Raw genomic sequence first — 19,731 nt, forward strand, 5'->3', positions numbered from 1 at the left:
CGGCCGCCCTCTCGATCAACGCCCTGACCTGCTGCCGAGCTGTCGGCGGCTGTCGACGCTGGTCACCATCGAGCGCCCTCCCACGGCCCCAGGACGGCCGGGAGGGCGCTCGCTGCCACTCCAGGCACCCGTCCTCATGCCTGCGCCGGCTCGACCTCAGCGGTGCCGGAGCGGCTCGGCCGACACCGCACGCGGATCTTTCAACGCCGCGTACGCGCGCTCGACCTCGCCCAGGTACTGCTCCAGGCGGAAGCGAGCCTCCTCGACCACCTTGCCATCGAGGCCCGGGTACATCAGGCCGGACCAGATGACCGTCTCGCCCCGGAGCCGGACCCGGATGGTCAGCATGTCCGGCCCTGGCTCGGGCTGCTCCTGGGCCGCCACGGCCACCGTGCGCGGCGTATCCGTCGGACACAGCGGTCCGCCCGGGCGGAGCAGCCGCCTCGGATCGAGGCCGGCCATTCTGCCGTCGCTGCGCGCGACCACGTCGAGGCCGTCGACGAAGAGGTACGTGTGCACGGCAGCACACGCCGGCGGCCCAGGACACGCGCTGATGAGCAGCGTGCTCGCCGCGCCATCGCTCGGCCCGTCGGGCACGGTGGCCCTCAGTTCGCGCGGGGACCTACGCGGCATTGGCCTGATGTGACGTCATGGGCTGATCTCCGCCTACCTCTCAGGTCATCGACCGGGGTGTGCCCGCATGCCAGGCTTCCAGCGTACGGAGCCCGACCGAGTGGAAGGACCACCATGCCCGCCTACGCCATTGCTCACCTGCAAGAGGCTGCCGCGCACCCGGAGATCGCCGAGTACATCGAACGCATCCCCACCACCTTCGAGCCGTACGGCGGACGCTTTCTCGTGCACGCCGCGCAGCACGAGGTGAAGGAGGGCAGCTGGCCCGGGCACGTCGTCGTGATCGGGTTCCCGGGGATCGCCGAAGCGCGGGCCTGGTGGGACTCACCCGCATACCAGGAGATCGCACCGCTGCGGTCGCGGCACATCGACGGCGAGATCATCCTGGTCGAAGGAGTCCCCGAGGGCTACGACCCGACCGCCACCGCAAAGGCGATGCGGGAGGCCCTGCCTGCGGAGCAGCCCTCGGGCACCGAGGGTTCGTCACCGGGTGCGGGGAAGGGTTTCGTCAGCTCGTGAGGACGACGAGTTGCCGGGTCGCTCGGGTCATCGCGACATAGCGGTCGACCGCTCCTTCGATGCCCTCGCCGAACGCCTCCGGGTCGATGAGGACGACCAGGTCGAACTCGAGCCCCTTCGACAGCTCCGGGGTCAGCGAACGGACACGGGACGTCGGCCGGAATGAGGGGTCACCGATGACGCAGGCGATCCCGTCGGCGTGCGTGGCGAGCCAGGTGTCGAGGACCGAACCCAGATTCGCGGCGGATCCGTGGACGACGGGAACGCCGCCGCTGCGGATGGAGGTCGGCACATTGGCGTCCGGGAGCACGGCCCGGATGACCGGCTCGGCCTCCGCCATGATCTCTTCCGGCGTCCGGTAGTTGACGCTCAGGGAGGCCGACTCGATCCGGTCGAGCCCGATCCGCTCGAGCCGCTCCCGCCACGACTCCGTGAACCCGTGCCTGGCCTGGGCGCGGTCCCCGACGATGGTGAAGCTCCGGGACGGGCACCGCAGCATCAGCATCTGCCACTCCGCGTCGGTCAGCTCCTGGGCCTCGTCCACGACGATGTGCGCGAACGGGCCCGCCAGCAGGTCCGGTTCGGTGCCGGGCAGCGCGCTCTCGTCGACCAGGGTGTCGCGCAGGTCCTGCCCGTGCAGCATGCCCAGCGCGCCCTCGCTCTCGTCGATCACGACGTTCTGCAGCAGGCTGTCGATGACGTCGGCCCTGCGCGCGCGTTCGGCGGCCACGGCGGCTTCGCCGCGACGCTTGCGCCGCGCCGCCTCCGGGTCGCCGAGCCGCTGCCGTGCCGCGTCGAGGAACGGCAGGTCGGACACCGTCCAGGCCTGGGCGTCCGCGCGCTGCAGCTTCCGGACCTCGTCGGGGCCGAGCCAGGGTGCGCACGTGCGCAGGTAGGCGGGTACCGACCACAGATCTGAGACGAGGTCGGCCGCTTCGAGCAGCGGCCACGCGCGGTTGAAGGCCAGGAGCAGCTCCCTGTTCCGCCGCAGCGACGTGCGGAGCAGGTCCGCCGAGACGTCGTCGTCATGCGCCGAGGCGTCGTCGTGCCTGTCCACCAGGATCGCGAGCAGCTCCTCCCAGACCTGGTCGCGGGCCTCGTTGTGCGGAGTACCGGGTTCCGCCGCTTCGAACGCCATGGCCCAGTCGTCGGCGCTCAGCCAGATGTCGGACCAGTGGGTCGTGACCGTCATCCCCTTGGCGGGCGGCTCCTCGTAGAACCTGACGGCCGTCTCGATCGCCTTCACCAGGTTCGCGGACGACTTCAGGGCGGCCACGTCCGGGTCGGCCTCGATCGTCGCCGCGGCCCCCTCGGCGACCAGGTCCCGCAGGACGCATGTCTGCACGCCCTCCTCTCCGAGGCTGGGCAGGACGTCGGCGACGTAGGCCAGGTAGGGCCGGTGCGGGCCGACGAACAGCACGCCGCCCCGGCGGTGACCGAGGCGCGGGTCGGAGTGGAGGAGGTAGGCGGAGCGGTGCAGGGCGACGACCGTCTTGCCTGTACCCGGGCCGCCGTCGACGACGAGAGCGCCGCGTGATCCCGCGCGGATGATGGCGTCCTGGTCGGCCTGGATGGTGCCGAGCACGTCCCGCATCCGCCCCGACCGGTCGCCGCCCAGGCTGGCGATGAAGGCGGACTGGTCGTCGAGCGCGGCGTGCCCGGCGAACCCGTCAGAGGTGAACACCTCGTCCCAGTAGTCGCCGATCCGGCCGCGCGTCCAGCGATACCTGCGGCGGCTCGCCAGCCCCATCGGGTTGGCGTGGGTGGCTCCGAAGAACGGCTCGGCGGCGGGGGAGCGCCAGTCGGTCAGCAGCCGACGACCCGTGCTGTCCGTGAGGCCGAGTCGTCCGACGTACAGGGGCTCGGGGCTGTCCGCGCCGACCATGCGCCCCAGGCACAGGTCCAGACCGAAGCGACGCAGAGCGCGCAGGCGGGCGGTCAGCCGGTGGATTTCCATGTCCCGGTCCATCGCCTGCCGGCCGAGGCCGCCGGGCGCCCTGCGCGCGGCGTCGAGGTGTTCGGTCAGCTCGGCGATCGACTGCTCCAGGCACTCCGCGAGGGCCGCGAAGTGCCGCTCGTCGCCGGCGATCAGTGTCGGGTCGGCCTTGGCAGAGAGGCGGCCGGGAAGGTCGAACGCGCTGGTGGTCAGGGGGTTCACGTCGTTGGCTCCGAATGCTGCGAAGGTGAGGTCGCTCGTGACCCTTGCGCGTGGCAAGGCGTGTGGACCGGCGTGTGCGGGTTCTTGTGTGCGGGGTTCTGACGGGGCGGTCCCGTGGGGTTCATGCGGACATGCGGCGCTACGGACTCCTCGTCGATTCCGGCCTCGGCCGGAGATTCTGCGGCACGACGGGGGCCTTGCCGCAAGCCCCCCGGTGCGCTATAAGTTGAGAGTGGCAAGGAGTGGGTCATCACCTCCTTGCCTTTTCTCTTGTCGCCTTTCTCTTTCATCCGCGTGGAATTGATCGTGGCCCCGGGGCATAGCGGCGGGCGGTCACACGCGTCACAAGGGGGTACAGGGGCGGGCCGTGAGGGCCGTCGGAGCAGACCCCCGGGGAAGACGCAGGTGACGATGGATGCCGAAGCGCGGAAGAGCTTCCGGGAGTTCGTGGCGAATCGGTCGTCCACGCGGTTGAGGACGGCCGTGCTGCTCAGCTGCGGCGACCGGCACGCCGCCGAGGATCTGCCGCAGAACGCCCTGCGAGGTGCCGCCCGGCGACGGCCGCGGCCTCAACGACCGCCAGGACTTCGGCTTCAGCCACGACGGAAGCCTGGTCCACACCGGGTTCACCACGACACCGGGCCAGTACTTCTACGACTTCCGGGGCCACCAGGTTCCGGCACCCGCGAACGAGAAGCACCTGCCCTGGTACGTCGACGCGCGGCTGTCCCCGGACGGCAGGCGCGCCGCGGGCGACTTCGCGGGCGGCAAGAAAGCCACCGCCTCCGCGATCCTGGACCCCGTCACCGGCAGGCGGATCACGACCGTACGCGGGCAGCAACTGCTCGCCTGGGTCGACAACAAGCGCCTGATCGCCTGGGACATCACGCCGGGCTCGAACGAGTTCCACAACCGGCTCGTGGTCGTCGCCCCGGGCAGCGGCAAGGAGGTACCGCTGAGCGGATTCCGGGGCGGCCAGGACGGTGCCGCCGGGCGCTGGACACCGGTCTTCGCCAGGCGCTGATCAGGCGGCCGCCAACTCCTCGTACGCCGCCAGCAGTCCGTCGGCCACCTCTCGGCCGGCGGGCCGCAGCGGCGGGCGGACCGGACCCGCGGGCAGGCCGAGCCGGGCGAGCAGGGCCTTGGCCGTGACCGTGCCGGGCAGGCCCGACGCCATCATCGACTCGATGAGCGGGACAGCGCGTTGTTGCCGGCGGGCCGCCTCCGCCGTGTCCCCCGCCTCGAACGCGTCGAGGATCGCGCGCAAGGGGCCCGGGGCGGCGTTCGCCACCGTGCTGATGTACCCGGTTCCGCCGACCGCCCGCAGCGCGAGCACCTGCTCGTCGCAGCCCGCGTAGTACGCCAACTCCGTGCGGGCCAGCACCTTCTGGGTGCCGAGGAGGTCGTACGCGCAGTCCTTGACGGCCACGATCCGGGGGTGCTCGGCGAGCCGGATCAGGGTGTCGGGCTCGATGCGGGTGCCGGTGCGGCCGGGAATGTCGTACAGCGTGAGCGGCAGTCCGGTGGCGTCGGCGATCTCCCGGAAGTGGGCCTCGACGGCGTCCTGCGGAGGCCTGCTGTAATACGGCGTCACGACCAACAGGCCGTCCGCGCCCGCCTTTTCGGCCGCCAGGGCCAGTTCGACGGTGTGCCGCGTGTCGGCGGTGCCGACCCCCGCGACGATCACGGCCCGGTCGCCGACCGCCTCGCGCACGGCGCGTACGAGCGCGGACTTCTCGGCGTCGGTCGTGGTCGGGGACTCGCCCGTGGTGCCGGACAGGACCAGGCCGTCGCAGCCCGCGCGGACCAGCCGGTCGGCGAGCCGCCCCGCCCCGTCGAGGTCGAGCGCGCCCGCCTCGGTGAAGGGCGTGACCATCGCACAGAGCGCACGGCCGAAGGGAGGAGTGGGGGAAGAAGCGGGCGGAGGGGCGGAGGGGGCCGAGGTCGTCATACGCGTTAGTCTCGGCAACTCCACTGTGAAGCTCCACTTAATTCTTCTACGAGGTAAAGAGAAGCGCTGCTACCATGTGGCCGCTTTCGCGAGGCCCTGGTGCCAACCCGGCCCCTCATGGGTCACCATGGCGGGGACGGAAGTCGACGGCAGATCGCGGGAGGCGTCATGAGGCTGGGCAAGGCACTCGCCACCGGAGTCGCGGAAGAGCGGACTCGCGCGGACGAAGACAATCCCCACCTTCCCGAGGAGCTTCCCGAAGCGATCGAGGAGCTGGAGGCGTCCGCGCCCGAAGAGGTCCCGGTCGCCCGATGAGGCTGCGGCTCCCCGAGGAACGCCCGACGGAGCCGCCGACCGGATACAAGATCGCCCACCCGGTGCTGTCCCAGGACGGCACCCGGGCCGGGTTCACCGGCGTCTCCCTGGGCGGCGCGGTGCCGTACGGAGTGCTGGACGAGGCGCGCTGCGTCTACGGACTGCGGCACCGGGCGCCGCACCGCCGCTGCGACTGCGGCTTCCACTGCGTGCACGACTCGGCCACGGCCGAGGCCATGCTCTGTACCGCCGAGCACCGGGCGGCCGTCCTCCTGGAGGTCTCCGTCCTCGGCGCCTACATCCGCTTCGAACAGGGGTTCCGCTACGCCCGCCAGCGGGTGCGGAGCGCGACGGTCGGTTCCTGCGCCTGCGGCGCGGTGGCCGCCGCGCTCGCCGACGCGGGCTGGGGGCGCCCCGGCTGGCGCGCCCTCGCGGCGGCCTGCGCGGGCTGCGTACGCGGTCGTACGTCCCTGTCGTTGGCGGGGTTCGTGCGGCTGGCCGGTGACGGGCTGCGGGTCCGCGCCGGGAGCGGGGCCGTGGTCGGGGATCTGCCCGCCGGGCTCGGGGTGTCCGAACTCGTGGCCGAGGCGGCACTGCTGCAGGCCCGGCTGGACTGGTTCCAGACCCAACTGGCACGTCTCGACGAGGGCGGGCCGCAGGGCTGAGTCGCCTTCTCCGACGACTGTTCCCCGACGACTTGACTCGTCTGGACAGAAAAAGTTTTCGGTGGGACGGTGGAGTCATGTTGGACGTGACCGTGATCGAGGACGCCGAGGCAGCCGCCGTCTCGCTTGACCCCATACGGGCCCGGCTGCTGGCCGAGCTGGCCACCGGGCCGGCGTCGGCCGCCATGCTGGCCGGAAAGGTCGGACTGCCGCGGCAGAAGGTGAACTACCACCTGAAGGCGCTGGAGCGGCACGGCCTGGTCGAGCTCGCGGGCGAGCGCCGCAAGGGCAATGTCACCGAGCGGCTGATGCGCGCGACCGCGGCGTCGTACGTCATCTCGCCGCTCGCCCTCGCCGCCGTGCAGCCCGACCCGGACCGCTTCCGGGATCAGCTCTCGGCCCGCTGGCTGCTCGCCGTCGGCGCCCGGCTGGTCCGGGACGTGGGGGCGCTGATCACCGGCGCGGCGAAGGCCCGCAAGCGGCTCGCCACCTACGCGCTCGACGGTGAGGTGACCTTCGCCTCCGCCGCCGACCGGGCCGCGTTCATCGAGGAGCTGACGCAAGGCGTCGGCGCGCTCATCCGCAAGTACCACGACGGGAACGCGGAGGGCGGGCGCGACCACCGGATCGTCGTCGCCGTCCACCCGACGCTCAAGCCGGAAGCCATCGCCAAGCCGGAAGTCACCGCCGAGCCGGAAGCCATCGCGGTGGACTCGACCCCGCCCGGCCAGGACTGAACCACAGGAGAACCACCACCATGTCCAAGGAATTCGAGATCGCCCGCGAGTTCGAGGTCGACGCCACCCCGGAGCAGATGTGGGAGGCGATCACCACCGGTACCGGCGGCTGGCTGTGGCCGATGGAGTTCGAGCCGCGCCAGGGCGGGAGCGGGCCTTTCGGCTCCACGCTCACCAACTGGGACCCGCCGCACCGCCTCACCAGCCTGGTCGAGAACGTCGAGGGCATCTCCCAGCAGACCCTCAACCAGATCGACGAGACCATCGAGCCGCGCGACGACGGCCGAGGGTCATGGATGCGGTACGTGCACAGCGGAATCTTCGTCGAGGACTGGGACAACCAGTACGACGGCGCGAGCAAGCACACGGACTTCTACCTGCACACCCTGCGCGAGTACGTGACGCACTTCGCGGGGCGCCCGGTCGCCTTCGCCACCTTCGACGGGCCCGGCGCGTCCACGGCGTCCGACGCCTTCGCCGCCGTCGGGCGGGCGCTCGGCCTCGCGGACGACACGGCCGAGGGTGCGCGGGTGCAGGCGCGGGGACCCGAGGGGCAGCTCCTCGACGCCGTGGTCGACTACCGCAACCCGTACTTCATCGGGCTGCGCACCGACAACGCCCTCATCCGCTTCTTCGGGCGCAACCACTGGGGCGCCCCGGTCGGCATGAGTGTCCACGACTTCGCGTCCGACGCCGACGCCAAGCACAACGAGACCGCCTGGAAGGGCTGGCTGAACGAGGCGTTCGCCGCCTGACCTCGGGCAAGGGAAGAGCCCGGCCCCCCGGACGACGGGGCCGGGCTCTTCGCTCTCAGGGGCTGTGGCCTCATCCACAGCCCCTACAGACCTGCAGACCTACGGCCGGAACCGCAGTACCTGCGGGTCGTGGTCGCTGATCTGGTCGGAGAACTCCGAGTTGATGTGCACGCTGTCGTAGTCGAAGTCGCAGCCCTTGCGAATCGACGGGCTGACCAGGATCTGGTCCAGGACCTGCTGGTTGCCCTGGTAGTCGTACGTGTAACGCTCGCTCTTCGGCAGCGACTTGATCGCCGACCAGAGCTCGCCGTCACCCTCGAGGATCTTGGTGGTGTCCGAGAAGTCGAAGTCGTTCATGTCGCCGAGGGCGAGCACGTCGGCGTTCTTCTGCGCCTTGAGGATCTCGTTGACGAAGGAGTTCACCGCCGTCGCCTGCAGATGACGCTGGGTCTCCGAGCTGCGGGCCGGGGGCTGGTACTGCGCGGTCAGCCCCTGGTCACCGCCCTTGGAGTTGAGGTGGTTGGCGATCACGAAGACCGTCTTGCCACGGAAGACGAACTCGCCGGCCAGCGGCTTGCGGCTGGACGTCCAGGCCGTGTTGGCCGGGTCGATGCGGCCGGGCGAGGCCGTCAGCTGGGCCTTGCCGTGCACCTTGGTGACACCGACGGCGGTCGTCGAGTCGCCGCCCGCGCGGTCCGTGAAGGAGACCCGCTCCGGGTTGAAGAGGAAGACCTGGCGGATGTTGCCGCCGGGCTCGCCGCCGTCCTTGTCGTTGACCGGGTCTATCGAGCGCCAGTCGTACTTCGGGCCGCCCGCCGCGACGATCGCGTCGATCAGCTTGTTCACCGTCTGGTCGGCGGCGACCGTGCCGTCGTCCTTCGCGCCGTTGTTGTCCTGGATCTCCTCCAGGGACACGATGTCGGGCGACTGGAGGTTGTTCACGATCGCGGCCGCGTGGGCGGCGAACGTGCCGTCGCCCGGGTCCAGGTTCTCGACGTTGTACGTCGCCACGGCCAGCTCGCTCCGCGACTGCTTGCGGGTCGTCTCGCGCTTCAGGTCGCCCTTCTCCAGGGTGCCCAACTGGCTCGCGACGAGCGTGTAGCCGCCGAACTGGTTGTAGTCGAGCGGGCCCGCGGTGGTGCCGGCGAGCTGGTCGCCGACGTTCGCGACGGGGAAGTCGGCGGTCGAGCCGAGGGACTGGATCTGCAGGCGTCCGGTGTTCTGCGAGGTGTACGCGCCGTAGATCGTGCCGCCGCGGCGGGTGGCGTTCTCGTGCGGCTTCACCGTGACCCACAGCTCGCTGTACGGGTCGGTGGCGGTGACCACGCGGGTGTCGGCGACCTGGACGTTCATGCCCTCCAGGGACTCGTAGTAGTCCAGGGCGTACTTGGTCGGCTCCAGGGCGAGCGCGTTGATCGAGCCGCTCGCGGCCGTGTCACCGGCGGGGGCGTAGGCGGCCGGCACGGAACGGCTGTCGATGACGGTGGGCGCGGGGACCGCGTTGCCGGACGACAGCACCGTGATCGTCGGCTTGGTGATCTCCGTCAGCGACTGGTTGCCGGAGGAGGCGCCGCCGGGCACGTACTCCGAGACGGTGCCCGTGACGGTGACCGAGTCGCCGACGGCGACCTTCGGGGTGGAGCTGGTGAAGACGAAGACGCCCTCACTGGTGGCCGGGTTGTCGTCCGGGGTCGGGTCCTGGATCCAGAAACCCCGGGACGAACCGTAGGTCCGCAGGGCCGTGACGATGCCCGCCACGTCCGTGACCTTCTGGCCCGCGTAGGGGGACGTCCGGGTGGTGCCCTGGATGTCGTGGATGTGGACGGTGTCCGCGTGGGCGGGTGCGGTCAGCACCACGGCGGAGACGGTGGAACAGACCGCGGCTACGGTCAGCGCGCCGATGCGCGCGGTTCTCTTGCTCGGCAAGGGAATCCCTCCGGGGACTTACATGAGCGCCGGGACGAGGGTGGAACGTGTGGGGGTAGCGCGACCTGTGTGCGGGTCGGTGACGCGCGTAGAAGCTGGTGAGACGGGTGCCCCGCTGAACTTCTACGCGCGTCAATCTCGTGTGTGGGAAGGGGAGTTGTCAAGGATGGAGTGATGTACAACTCCTGACAGGGACATGAACCGGGCGGCATGGGTGGAAATCCGTCTAGGCTGAGCCGTCGACGCGACTTTCCGGTGCGGCGTCCGGATCCTCGGGTCCGGGGGCGGTCCACGGGCGCGCCGGATCCTGCGGGGCGATGTCCTTATGGGCTCGGTGGGTGTCCTGCGGCTCGGGTGGATGTGTTGCCGGGCTCTGGTGGGCGTTCTGTCTGGGTCGGGTGGATGTGTTGCCGGGCTCGGTGGATGTACTGCTGGGCCGGGTGGATGTGCTGCCGGGCTCTGGTGGGCGTTCTGTCTGGGTCGGGTGGATGTGTTGCCGGGCTCGGTGGGCGTACTGCTGGGGCAGGCGGGTGTGCTGCCGGCCCTGGTGGGCGTCTTGCCGGGGCTGGGTAGTGCGTTGCCTGGCCCTGGTGGGTGTGCCGCCGGAGCCGGGGGTGTGCTGCCGGGGTGTGGTGGTGATCCGCTGGTTCCGGGGAGTGCGCCGCCTGGTCGCGGTGGTGATCTGCCGGATCCGGCGGGTGTGCCGCCGGAACCGGGGTGCGTCGGCGGGGCGCGGTGGTGATCCGTCGGATCCGGAGGGTGTGCTGCCGGGTCCGGTGGATGGTCTGCCGGACCCCGGTGGATGTCACGCTTGTTCCGCTCGTCATGCTTGTTCTGCTTGTACTGCGTTTCCTGCTTGTCATGCTTGGTCGGTCCCGCCGGTCGGGTCGCCCGGTTCCGCTCGTTGGGGCCGTTCGATCCCGCTGTTCGGGTCCTGATTGTTCGGAGGAGAACCCAGCCGATGTCAGAGAGCTCCCCCTTGCCGCCGGTGCGGCTGACTTCCGAAGCGGAGCTGGCGCGGGACGCGCTCGCCACACCGCTGCTCTCCCGCGCCGCACGGCTGGCCCGCTGGGCCGGCCCGGACACGCGGGTCGGCGCCGGGGGCGAACTCGTCGAGGACCAGCTTCCCGGGGCGGCCGACGCGCTCGGGCTCACCGGCGACGACGCGGCGGCGACGGCCAGCGAGGCCTGGCGGGTGGCCGTCGACACCGGGCTCGTCGAGATCGTGGACGAGGAGGAGGGCGCGGTCGCCGCGGGCGCGGACCTCGCGCTGCTCACCTCCGGAGCGCCGCGGGACGTCCTCGGGGTGTGGCTGACCGCCCTGGAGACCGTACTGGCCGACGCGAGCGTGCCCGACCTCGACGACCTCGTCGACGCGGTGGATGGCGGCGGGGAGATCGACTTCTCCTCGCTGGACTGGGACCCCGAGGCCGAGGCCGAGTTCCTGGACGGAGTGCTCGCCAATCTGTACCTGCTGACCGTGAGCGAGGGCGGCGCCGGCGAAAGCCCCGTACCGCTGCCGGCCCTCGCCGCGTCCATGATCGTGCCGGACGACATGGGGGAGCCCACCAACGACGTACTGGAACAGGTGTCGGACGCGATGATGCGGCTCGACGACCAGTTCCGGCTGCTCGGACCCGTCGGCCTCGTCGACTTCCAGCCGGTCGACGAGACCCTGATGGCGGACACCGACGAGGAGTCCTCGGCCGCCGCCGACGACGCCGACGTGTCGCGGTACGGGATGGTACGGCTGACACCGCTGGGTCTGTACGGGCTGCGGGCACGGCTGCTGGAGTCCGGTCTCACCGCCCCCGCGGTGGGCGACCTGGCGGACAAGGGCGCGGACGCGCTGCTGGACGGCACCGCCGCGTTCCCGCCGACCGCCGCCCGGGCCGAGACCGAGCAGTGGCTCGCCCGGCGTGAACCCCTGCCCGCCGCAAGGGAATTGCTCGCCGCGGCGCGCGGTGGCGACGCGGGGGCGCCGCTGCGCAGGCTGCACTGTCAGCAGGCGCTCTCGCTCGTCGGCCTGGAGGCCGAGCCCGCGCTGCGCGAGGTCCTCGACGACGCCGAACTGGGCGGACTCGCCCGGGTCTGGCTCTCCGAACACGGCGCCGCCGACGTGCCCCCGCCGTCCGAGGCGATGATCTTCTGGCTCACCATCGACACGATCGCCGCGCAGCTCGCCGCCGAGGGCAACTCCGCCGAGTTGCAGGGGCTGGTCGAGGGGCTCGCCCAGCAGCACGGCGGCTTCTTCGCCGCGGCCTGGCGCGTCGACCACCCGGCCACCCCGGACGTCCTGGAGGCGATGGGCCGCCTCCACCCCGACAAGAAGGTCGCCAAGGAGGCCCGCAAGGCCGCGTTCAAGGCACGCTCGCAGCAAGGGGGTTGAGCGGGCCGGGACCGGCCGAGGGACTTCCCTTGCCCCCGGCCCCGACGGGCACCCGTTCCTCGGCTCCGAGGGGGCTTCGCCCATTCCTTGCCCTCGGTGGGCTTCGCCCGTTGTCCAGTCCCGGTGGGGTTTCGCCCGTTCCCCGGTCCCGAGGGGGCGCCCGTTCCTCGGCTCTGACGGGGCGCTCGTTCCTCGGCCCTGGGAGGAGCGCCCGTTCCCCAGCCCCGGTGGGGGGCTTCGCCCGATCCCCAGCTCCCGGGAGGGGCGATTCCCCCGGCGGTGGGGGCTTCGCCTCTTTCTCGGCCCCGGTGGGGTGTCGCCTGTTCTCCGGCCCAGAGGAGGCGCCCGTTCTCCAGCCCCGGTAGGGGCTTTGCCCGTGCCTCGGCCCGGTGGGCTTCGCCCGCTCTCCAGCCTCGGGAGGGGCACGCTTCCCCGGCCGGGGGTTTGCCTGTTCCTCGCCCCGGTGGGGTGTCGCCCGTTCCCCGGTCCCGAGGGAGGGGCGCCCGTTCTCCGGCCCCGGGGGCTTCCCCCGGTCCCCCGGCCTCGGCAGTGGCGCTTGATCCCGGGCCCGGAGGGCTCCGCCCGTTCCCCGTCCCCGGGAGCGGCGCTCGTTCCCGGCCCCGGAGGGCTCTCCCCGTTCCCCCGTCCGGAGGGCTTTTGGTTTCTGTGGGTGGGGCCTTACGGATTCATGGAACCGAGTGCGGTGAAGTCGCCCGGTGTTCAACCGGCGTTCAGGCGTGGGCGGGACGGTGTGGCCGCAATGCCCTCGGCCACCCTCCACGGTCATCCTCCACCGTCACGGGAGACACCCATGTCGCTCACCCGCAGGGACTTCGCCGGTCGATCCGCGCTGACCGGCGCCGGTATCGTCCTGGCCGGCAGTGTCGGCGCCCTCGCCACCGCTCCGAACGCCCTCGCGTCCACCGACACCGAGAGCGTGGGGGAGGACGGCGAGCCGACGGACCGGCACGGCGGTGTCGGCTACGGACCGCTGGTCCCCGACCCGAAGGGCCTGCTCGCGCTGCCCGCCGGATTCTCCTACCGTGTCATCACCTACAGCGGCCGTACGAAGCTGGACTCGGGTGAGTTCACGCCGTCCAACCACGACGGCACCTCCACCTTCGACGGACCGCGCGGCGCCACCCTCCTCGTCAACAACCACGAGCTCAAGGGCCCCCGCGCCAGTTGGAAGTACCCCGTGCCGCTCACCGAGGGCCTGGTCTACGACCCGGCCGCGTCCGGCGGCTGCACGGTCGTCGAGGTGCGCCACGACAAGGTCGCCGAGTGGGTCGGCGTCGCGGGCACCTCCACCAACTGCGCGGGCGGCAACACCCCTTGGGGCACCTGGCTCACCTGCGAGGAGACCGAGGACAAGGCCGGCCAGAACGGCATGACCAAGGACCACGGCTACGTCTTCGAGGTCGACCCCGTCGACCGCCGCCGCAACCGGAACCCCAAGCCGATCAAGGCACTCGGCCGGTACGCCCACGAGGCCGTCGTCGTCGACCCCAAGCGCGGCCGCCTCTACCTCACCGAGGACGCCTCGGGCCCCAACGGCCTCCTCTACCGCTGGACGCCCCCGCAGGGCTTCGAGCACGGCCACGGACAGCTCGCCACCCTCGCCGACGACGCCGGCGCGCTCCAGGCCTTCAAGTGCTTCGACTCCGGCGGCCGGTTCATCGACGACCTCTCCCGCGCCACCAAGATCGGCACGGTGTACGGCGTGGACTGGGTCGACGTCCCGGACCGTGACGCGAAGACCGTCTCCGTCCGCAAGCAGTTCACCGACGGCCAGGTCACCCGCGCCCGCAAGCTCGAAGGCATGTGGTGGGGCGACGGCGGCACGTACATCGTCTCCTCGTACGCCCGCGGGGAGAGCCCCGTCCAGCACGACGGCGCCGTCTGGTTCTACGACCCCAAGCGCCGCACCCTGACGCTCAAGGTCCTGCTCGGCGTGAACCCCGACCCGTCCAAGGACGGCGCCTTCGACGGCCCCGACAACATCACCGTCTCCCCCTACGGCGGCCTCGTCATCGCCGAGGACGGCGAGGGCGTCCAGCACCTCTTCGGCGCCACCGACAGCGGCCGTACCTACCCGATCGCCCGCAACGAACTGAACATCGGCACCGAAGCCGAGCCGGCCTACAGCGAGTTCACCGGCGTCACCTTCTCGCCCGACGGCAGGACCCTCTTCGCCAACATCCAGGAGCCCGGCATCATGCTCGCCATCACCGGCCCCTGGAAGCGCCAGAAGCGCGGGTAGTTAATTCAATGGCTCGAACCGCGGCCGCCCTCCTAAGGTGGTGCACGTCCAGGTGCGAAGGCAGGACCTACTTCCACTGATAATGGGGCGGCCGCGGGTTCGAGTCCCGTCACCGGTACAACGCGCCGGTGTAGCTCAGGGGTTAGAGCACCTATGTCGGTTCCGCCGGCCTTGAACTCTGGACACCACAACTTCATGCACCTCCCGGTGCGCAGGCTGCGGCTACTTCTCTCCAACAGAATCCATGCCGCCGCCGACCTGATCTCGGGAGGCGCAGCTCATGGTGGGTGCCCGGTGCGCAGGCAACGGTTACTTCATTGGATCGGACGGTTGCGGGTTCAAGTCCCGTCATCGACTTCGGGTCGGTGTAGCTCAATTGGGTAGAGCATCTGGCTAAGTCCGTCGCCGACCCCTGAACTCGGGCCCCCTCCATTTGCTGCGCCTCCCTCCGAAACACGACTTCACCGTCGCGGAACGAAGTCGTAGAACGAATTCGGGGGAATTCATCATGGCGCGATTCAACACCAAGGCGGCCAAGGCGCAGCCCACTTCCCGTGTGACGTCGACCGGCCGCGTGCTGCGCACCCACCAGGGCGGCCGCGGCCAGGAGCGCGACGCACGCTCCGAGCTCTTCCTGCTGGCCATCGCCAACTTCGTCTCGCAGAACACCTTCTACGAGACCGGCGAGGCCCGCGACGACCGGTTCGCCGCGCTCGTGCGCGAGCTCGCCGTCGCCGACCCCTCGTGGACGGCCGCCCTGCTGGGCTGGCTGCGCGGCGAGGGCAACCTGCGGACGGCCTCACTCGTGGGCGCCGCCGAGTACGTGAAGGCACGCCTCGACGCGGGCGCCACCGACGGCCCGGCCAACCGCCAGGTCATCGCCTCCGTGCTGCGCCGCCCGGACGAGCCCGGCGAGCTGCTCGCCTACTGGACCGCCCGGTACGGCCGCAACGTGCCCAAGCCCGTCAAGCGGGGCATCGCCGACGCCGTACGCCGGCTCTACGGCGAGAAGTCGCTGCTGAAGTACGACACGGCGGCCAAGGGCTACCGCTTCGGCGACATCCTCAACCTGGTGCACGCGGCACCCGATCCGGCGAAGCCGTGGCAGGGCGACCTGTTCCAGTACGCCCTCGACCGGCGGCACCACCCGGACACGGCCGTGGTGCCCAAGTCGCTGCCCGTCGTGGTGGCCCACCGTGACCTGATGGAGCTGCGGCCCGCCAAGCGGCGCAAGGTCGTGACCGGCGCGCACGGTGCGCGGCGCCTCGCGGAGGCGGGGATGACGTGGGAGGCACTGGCCGGCTGGCTGCAGGGCCCGATGGAAAAGGCGGCCTGGGAGGCCGTCATCCCGTCCATGGGCGCGATGGCGCTCGTACGCAACCTGCGGAACTTCGACGAGGCGGGAGTGAGCGACGAGGTGGCGGCTCAGGTCGCCGCCAGGATCAGCGACCCGGCGGAGGTGGCGCGCTCGCGGCAGTTCCCCTTCCGCTACCTCGCCGCGTACCAGCACGCGCCCTCGCTGCGCTGGTCGTACCCGCTGGAGCAGGCGCTCGGCCACTCGCTGGCGAACGTGCCCGCGCTGCCCGGACGCACGCTCGTGCTCGTCGACCGGTCCGGCTCGATGTTCTACTCGCGGCTGTCGGAGCGCTCGGAGCTCAACCGGGCCGACGCGGCGGCGATCTTCGGCACGGCGCTCGCGCTGCGGGCGGCGGACGCGGATCTCGTCGAGTTCGGCACGAGCAGCAACCAGCTGAAGGTCAAGAAGGGCGAGTCGGTGCTGAAGGTGCTGGAGCGCTTCGGCGACCTCGGCGGCACCAACACGAGCGAGGCGGTGCGCGCGCACTACAGGAAGCACGACCGGGTGCTCATCGTCACCGACGAGCAGGCCACCTACAGCCACTACGGCGACCCGACCGAGCAGGTCCCGGCGCACGTCCCGGTCTACACCTGGAACCTGGCCGGCTACCGGGCGGGCCACGGCCCGTCCGGGACGGGCAACCGCCACACGTTCGGGGGGCTCTCGGACGCTGCTTTCCGGATGGTTCCTCTGCTGGAGTCGGCGCGCGACGCCGACTGGCCGTGGGCCGGATGACCGATCGCGCGTGAGTGCGGCCCGTACTTCGGTGCGGGCCGCACTCTTGTGCGCAGCGGGAACTGATATCTAACATTTCAGTTCATGGAGGCGATACGACCCGTGCGCCGGACCCTGTTGAGGGACCGCGCGTACGAAGCGATACGGGACGCCATCGTGGCCGGTGAGCTCGCACCGGGCGCGGTGGTGCGCGACGCCGGGCTCGCCGAGCTGCTCGGGCTGTCGCGGGCGCCGGTGCGCGAGGCCTTCTCCCGGCTGGTCGACGAGGGGCTGCTGGAGTCCAAGCCGCAGAGCTACACGCGGGTGACCCCCCTGGTGGCCGCTGATGTACGGGACGCGGCGGCCGTGGTCGGCGCCATGCACGAGCTGGCCGCGCGCACGGCGGTGCCCCGGCTCGAAGCGCCGCACATCGAGGTGATGCGCGAGGCCAACGTGCGCTTCGCGGACGCTGTGCGCGCCGGTGACGTGGACGCCGCTCTGACGGCCGACGACGCGTTGCACGACGTGCTGGTGCGGGTGAGCGGCAATCGTGCCGCCGCTGCCACCGTCGCCCGCTACACCCCGCTGATCCGCCGTCTGGAACGACGCCGCTTCGGTGAGGGCGGCAACTGCCGTTCGGCGGGCCTGCACGACGAGCTGATCGACGCCTGCGCCGAAGGGGACGTGGCCGCCGCCGTCCGCGTCACCGCGGAGATCTGGGGCGCTCTCGAAGACCTGGCCGATGCCGAACCCTGATGCGGGAGGACCCATGTCCCTTTCCTCGTACGAGCGTTACCCCCTGCTCTTCGGGCCCTCGCCCGTGCATCCGCTGGAGCGCCTGACGAAGCACCTCGGCGGTGCCTCCCTGTGGGCCAAGCGGGAGGACTGCAACTCCGGTGTCGCCTACGGCGGGAACAAGACCCGCAAGCTGGAGTACCTCGTCGCGGACGCGCTCGCCCAGGGCTGCGACACCCTCGTCTCGATCGGTGGCGTGCAGTCCAACCACACCCGCCAGGTCGCGGCCGTCGCCGCCCGCGCCGGGCTCAAGTGCGTGCTCGTGCAGGAGAGTTGGGTGGAGTGGCCCGACTCCGTGTACGACAAGGTCGGCAACATCCTCATCAGCCGCCTCGCCGGGGCCGACGTACGGCTCGTGCGGGCCGGGTTCGGGATCGGTTTCAAGGAGAGCTGGGAGCAGGCGCTGCGGGAGGTCGAGGAGGGCGGCGGCAAGCCGTACGCCATTCCGGCGGGGGCGTCGGACCATCCGCTGGGAGGCCTGGGGTTCGCCGGGTGGGCTTATGAGGTGGCCGAGCAGGAACGGGAGTCGGGTGTCTTCTTCGACACCGTGATCGTGTGCTCGGTGACCGGGTCCACGCAGGCCGGTATGGTCGCCGGGTTCCGGGCGATCGAGGAGGCGGGCGGGCGCGAGCGGCGGGTGATCGGGATCGACGCCTCGGCCAAGCCTGCCGAGACCCGCGAGCAGGTGGCCCGCATCGCTCAGCGGACAGGACAGCTGATCGGATTGAAGCGGGAGTTGACCGTCGACGACGTCGAGCTGGACGAGCGTTACCACGCCGGTGTCTACGGCCTCCCTGACGAACCCACCCTGGAGGCGATGCGGCTCGCCGCACGCACCGAGGGGATGGTCACCGACCCCGTGTACGAGGGCAAGTCGATGGCCGGGATGATCGACCTGGTCGCGCGCGGGGAGATCGGCGCCGACTCCACCGTGCTGTACGCGCACCTGGGCGGGCAGCCCGCGCTGAACGCGTACAGCGCGCTGTTCTAGGCACCCCTCTGGGGTTTCCTGCCGGTGATCACGAACGCCGACACCAGCAGGGCGGTCAGCGCGATCAGCGAGCCGATGCCGAACGCGCGGGCGGCACCCTCGGTGAGGATGTCGGACGGGGAGCCGTGCGCGTGCCGGGCCGCCGTGCCGAAGACCGTGACCAGGATGGAGAGGCCGAGGGTGCCGCCGAGCCACTGCAGGGTCTGCAGCAGGCCGGAGGCGGCGCCCGCCTCGCGTGGCTCGATGCCCGCGAGGATCGTCGCGTTGAGCGGCATGAAACTCAGGCCGACGCCCACGCCCATCAGCACCAGCGGGCCGAACAGGCCGGTGAGGTAGCCGTCGTCGGGTCGCAGCCGCCACAGCCACGCGGCCGCGACGACGAGCAGGGCCATGCCGGTGAGCAGCACCGGTTTGGCGCCGAGCCGCGCGAGCAGGCGGGGCACGAAGCGTACGACCGTGAACATCGCCAGGGTCATGGGCAGGAAGGCGAACCCCGCGCGGAGCGGGCTGTACCCCAGGACCTGCTGGCAGATCAGGGTGAGGAAGTAGAACGCGCCGAACATGCCCGCGGGCAGCAGCAGTACGCCCGCGTAGCCGCCCGCGCGGTTGCGGCTCACGAACAGGCGCAGCGGCATGATCGGCTGGTCCGCGCGGGACTCGATCAACGTGAAGCCCATCAGCAGCGCCGCCGCCGAACCGAAGCCCAGCAGTGCCTGAGTGTCGGACCAGCCCGCCTCCGAGACCCGGATGAACGCGTACACCAGCGAGGTCATCCCGGCCGTGCCGGTGAGTGCCCCCGCCGCGTCGAACCGGCCCGCGTGGCGCGGGGTCTCGGTGACGAAGCGGGGCAGGGCGACGGCGACCGCGATGCCGATCGGTACGTTGATCAGCAGGGCCCAGCGCCAGGACGCCCAGGAGGTGAGCATGCCGCCGAGGACGAGGCCGATGGAGGCGCCGATGCCCGCCATCGACGCGTAGATGCCCAGAGCGTGGTGGCGGCGCGGGCCGTCGGGGAAGTTCGTGGTGATCAGCGCGAGGGTGCTGGGCGCGGTGAGGGCGGCGCCGACGCCCTGGAGGGCGCGGGCGGTGAGCAGCCAGGCGCTTTCGGTGGCGAGACCGCCGAGCAGGGAGGATCCGGCGAAGAGCAGGACGCCGATGGTCAGGGTGCGGCGGCGGCCCGCGATGTCGCCGACCCGGCCGCCGAGGAGGAGCAGGCCGCCGAAGGTGAGGGTGTACGCGTTGAGCACCCAGGACAGGCCGGTCGGGCTGAAGCGAAGGTCCTTCTGGATGTCGGGCAGTGCGACATTGACGACCGTGGAGTCCACGCCGACCATCAGGTAGGCGGTGACGATGACGAACAGGACGGCGCCGAGCCTGGCGGGTTGGGGTGGTGCGGAGAGAGCGTCGGTGGTGATGGACGGCGTAGACGAGGTGGACACGGTGTTCTCCCGGTCTGGCGTCCCCGGACGAAGGTGCACACGGGCAGCACGGACTGCCCGCGAGATAAGCGGGGACTGTCTCCGTTTAACCCTCGCTAAGATACGGAGGGGGTCCCCGGTTCGC

16 protein-coding genes and 1 pseudogene are annotated in these 19,731 nt (G+C 71.1%); 12 read left to right on the forward strand and 5 right to left on the reverse strand.

What is annotated here, in order from left to right:
* Nucleotides 1-156: 156 nt before the first annotated feature.
* Nucleotides 157-633 carry a hypothetical protein gene (locus tag ACZ69M_RS30265; protein WP_470054729.1) on the reverse strand — a complete coding sequence of 159 codons (477 nt, stop codon included), beginning with the start codon at nt 631-633 and terminating at the stop codon, nt 157-159.
* 114 nt (nt 634-747) lie between these two features.
* On the opposite strand from ACZ69M_RS30265, the gene ACZ69M_RS30270 reads away from it, so the two are divergent.
* Nucleotides 748-1,152, forward strand: a complete 405-nt coding sequence (locus ACZ69M_RS30270) for a DUF1330 domain-containing protein (protein ID WP_470054731.1) — start codon at nt 748-750, stop codon at nt 1,150-1,152.
* On the opposite strand, the gene helR is transcribed toward ACZ69M_RS30270, so the two are convergent.
* Nucleotides 1,142-3,310, reverse strand: coding sequence for an RNA polymerase recycling motor ATPase HelR (gene helR / locus ACZ69M_RS30275; protein ID WP_470054733.1), 2,169 nt, complete (start codon nt 3,308-3,310; stop codon nt 1,142-1,144). The genes ACZ69M_RS30270 and helR overlap by 11 nt on opposite strands.
* A gap of 411 nt (nt 3,311-3,721) precedes the next feature.
* Between helR and ACZ69M_RS30280 the strand changes: the two are divergent.
* A pseudogene (locus ACZ69M_RS30280) lies at nt 3,722-3,889 on the forward strand (SigE family RNA polymerase sigma factor); the annotation flags it as partial.
* Nucleotides 3,855-4,334: a hypothetical protein gene (locus ACZ69M_RS30285; protein WP_470054735.1), complete on the forward strand. Its 480-nt coding sequence runs from the start codon at nt 3,855-3,857 to the stop codon at nt 4,332-4,334. The pseudogene ACZ69M_RS30280 and the gene ACZ69M_RS30285, both read left to right, overlap by 35 nt.
* On the opposite strand, the gene dapA is transcribed toward ACZ69M_RS30285, so the two are convergent.
* Nucleotides 4,335-5,261, reverse strand: a complete 927-nt coding sequence (gene dapA, locus ACZ69M_RS30290) for a 4-hydroxy-tetrahydrodipicolinate synthase (RefSeq protein WP_470054737.1) — start codon at nt 5,259-5,261, stop codon at nt 4,335-4,337.
* 168 nt (nt 5,262-5,429) lie between these two features.
* Between dapA and ACZ69M_RS30295 the strand changes: the two genes are divergently transcribed.
* From ACZ69M_RS30295 to ACZ69M_RS30310, 4 genes are all read left to right on the forward strand, one after another.
* Nucleotides 5,430-5,576 carry a hypothetical protein gene (locus ACZ69M_RS30295; RefSeq protein WP_470054739.1) on the forward strand — a complete coding sequence of 49 codons (147 nt, stop codon included), beginning with the start codon at nt 5,430-5,432 and terminating at the stop codon, nt 5,574-5,576.
* A complete protein-coding gene (locus ACZ69M_RS30300) occupies nt 5,573-6,241 on the forward strand; it encodes a hypothetical protein (protein ID WP_470054741.1) in 669 nt (222 codons plus the stop codon). Before ACZ69M_RS30295 ends, ACZ69M_RS30300 begins: the two co-directional genes overlap by 4 nt.
* A gap of 77 nt (nt 6,242-6,318) precedes the next feature.
* On the forward strand, nt 6,319-6,978 hold the full coding sequence (locus ACZ69M_RS30305) for an ArsR/SmtB family transcription factor (RefSeq protein WP_470054743.1): 660 nt from the start codon (nt 6,319-6,321) through the stop codon (nt 6,976-6,978).
* A gap of 20 nt (nt 6,979-6,998) precedes the next feature.
* Complete coding sequence (locus ACZ69M_RS30310; RefSeq protein ID WP_470054745.1) at nt 6,999-7,733, forward strand: SRPBCC family protein; 735 nt, start codon at nt 6,999-7,001, stop codon at nt 7,731-7,733.
* Between the two features lie 99 nt (nt 7,734-7,832).
* On the opposite strand, the gene ACZ69M_RS30315 is transcribed toward ACZ69M_RS30310, so the two are convergent.
* Nucleotides 7,833-9,659, reverse strand: coding sequence for an endonuclease/exonuclease/phosphatase family protein (locus ACZ69M_RS30315; protein ID WP_470054747.1), 1,827 nt, complete (start codon nt 9,657-9,659; stop codon nt 7,833-7,835).
* Nucleotides 9,660-10,620: 961 nt separating this feature from the next.
* Between ACZ69M_RS30315 and ACZ69M_RS30320 the strand changes: the two genes are divergently transcribed.
* The 5 genes from ACZ69M_RS30320 to ACZ69M_RS30340 all read left to right on the forward strand — a co-directional run bounded on the left by ACZ69M_RS30320 (nt 10,621) and on the right by ACZ69M_RS30340 (nt 18,168).
* The gene (locus ACZ69M_RS30320) at nt 10,621-12,048 is read left to right on the forward strand and encodes a hypothetical protein (protein ID WP_470054749.1); all 1,428 of its coding nucleotides are present in this window, start codon (nt 10,621-10,623) and stop codon (nt 12,046-12,048) included.
* A gap of 811 nt (nt 12,049-12,859) precedes the next feature.
* Entirely contained in the window at nt 12,860-14,311 is a 1,452-nt protein-coding gene (locus tag ACZ69M_RS30325) for an alkaline phosphatase PhoX (RefSeq protein WP_470054751.1), read from the forward strand.
* Between the two features lie 508 nt (nt 14,312-14,819).
* Nucleotides 14,820-16,403: a TROVE domain-containing protein gene (locus ACZ69M_RS30330; RefSeq protein WP_470054753.1), complete on the forward strand. Its 1,584-nt coding sequence runs from the start codon at nt 14,820-14,822 to the stop codon at nt 16,401-16,403.
* 84 nt (nt 16,404-16,487) lie between these two features.
* Entirely contained in the window at nt 16,488-17,138 is a 651-nt protein-coding gene (locus ACZ69M_RS30335; RefSeq protein ID WP_470054755.1) for a GntR family transcriptional regulator, read from the forward strand.
* Between the two features lie 13 nt (nt 17,139-17,151).
* On the forward strand, nt 17,152-18,168 hold the full coding sequence (locus ACZ69M_RS30340; protein WP_470054757.1) for a 1-aminocyclopropane-1-carboxylate deaminase: 1,017 nt from the start codon (nt 17,152-17,154) through the stop codon (nt 18,166-18,168).
* Here the strand turns inward: ACZ69M_RS30340 and ACZ69M_RS30345 are convergent.
* Nucleotides 18,165-19,607 (reverse strand): MFS transporter, encoded by a 1,443-nt coding sequence (locus ACZ69M_RS30345; RefSeq protein WP_470054759.1) that lies wholly within the window; start codon nt 19,605-19,607, stop codon nt 18,165-18,167. The genes ACZ69M_RS30340 and ACZ69M_RS30345 overlap by 4 nt on opposite strands.
* Nucleotides 19,608-19,731: the final 124 nt, after the last annotated feature.

This window comes from Streptomyces sp. NPDC107454, assembly GCF_055582885.1.

What these genes read in the sequence shown, in the direction of transcription:
- ACZ69M_RS30265 (WP_470054729.1), bottom strand. Translation starts at nt 633, where the DNA reads ATGCCGCGTAGGTCCCCGCGCGAACTGAGGGCCACCGTGCCCGACGGG.
- ACZ69M_RS30270 (WP_470054731.1), top strand. Translation starts at nt 748, where the DNA reads ATGCCCGCCTACGCCATTGCTCACCTGCAAGAGGCTGCCGCGCACCCG.
- dapA (WP_470054737.1), bottom strand. Translation starts at nt 5,261, where the DNA reads ATGACGACCTCGGCCCCCTCCGCCCCTCCGCCCGCTTCTTCCCCCACT.
- ACZ69M_RS30295 (WP_470054739.1), top strand. Translation starts at nt 5,430, where the DNA reads ATGAGGCTGGGCAAGGCACTCGCCACCGGAGTCGCGGAAGAGCGGACT.
- ACZ69M_RS30300 (WP_470054741.1), top strand. Translation starts at nt 5,573, where the DNA reads ATGAGGCTGCGGCTCCCCGAGGAACGCCCGACGGAGCCGCCGACCGGA.
- ACZ69M_RS30305 (WP_470054743.1), top strand. Translation starts at nt 6,319, where the DNA reads ATGTTGGACGTGACCGTGATCGAGGACGCCGAGGCAGCCGCCGTCTCG.
- ACZ69M_RS30310 (WP_470054745.1), top strand. Translation starts at nt 6,999, where the DNA reads ATGTCCAAGGAATTCGAGATCGCCCGCGAGTTCGAGGTCGACGCCACC.
- ACZ69M_RS30320 (WP_470054749.1), top strand. Translation starts at nt 10,621, where the DNA reads ATGTCAGAGAGCTCCCCCTTGCCGCCGGTGCGGCTGACTTCCGAAGCG.
- ACZ69M_RS30325 (WP_470054751.1), top strand. Translation starts at nt 12,860, where the DNA reads ATGTCGCTCACCCGCAGGGACTTCGCCGGTCGATCCGCGCTGACCGGC.
- ACZ69M_RS30330 (WP_470054753.1), top strand. Translation starts at nt 14,820, where the DNA reads ATGGCGCGATTCAACACCAAGGCGGCCAAGGCGCAGCCCACTTCCCGT.
- ACZ69M_RS30335 (WP_470054755.1), top strand. Translation starts at nt 16,488, where the DNA reads ATGGAGGCGATACGACCCGTGCGCCGGACCCTGTTGAGGGACCGCGCG.
- ACZ69M_RS30340 (WP_470054757.1), top strand. Translation starts at nt 17,152, where the DNA reads ATGTCCCTTTCCTCGTACGAGCGTTACCCCCTGCTCTTCGGGCCCTCG.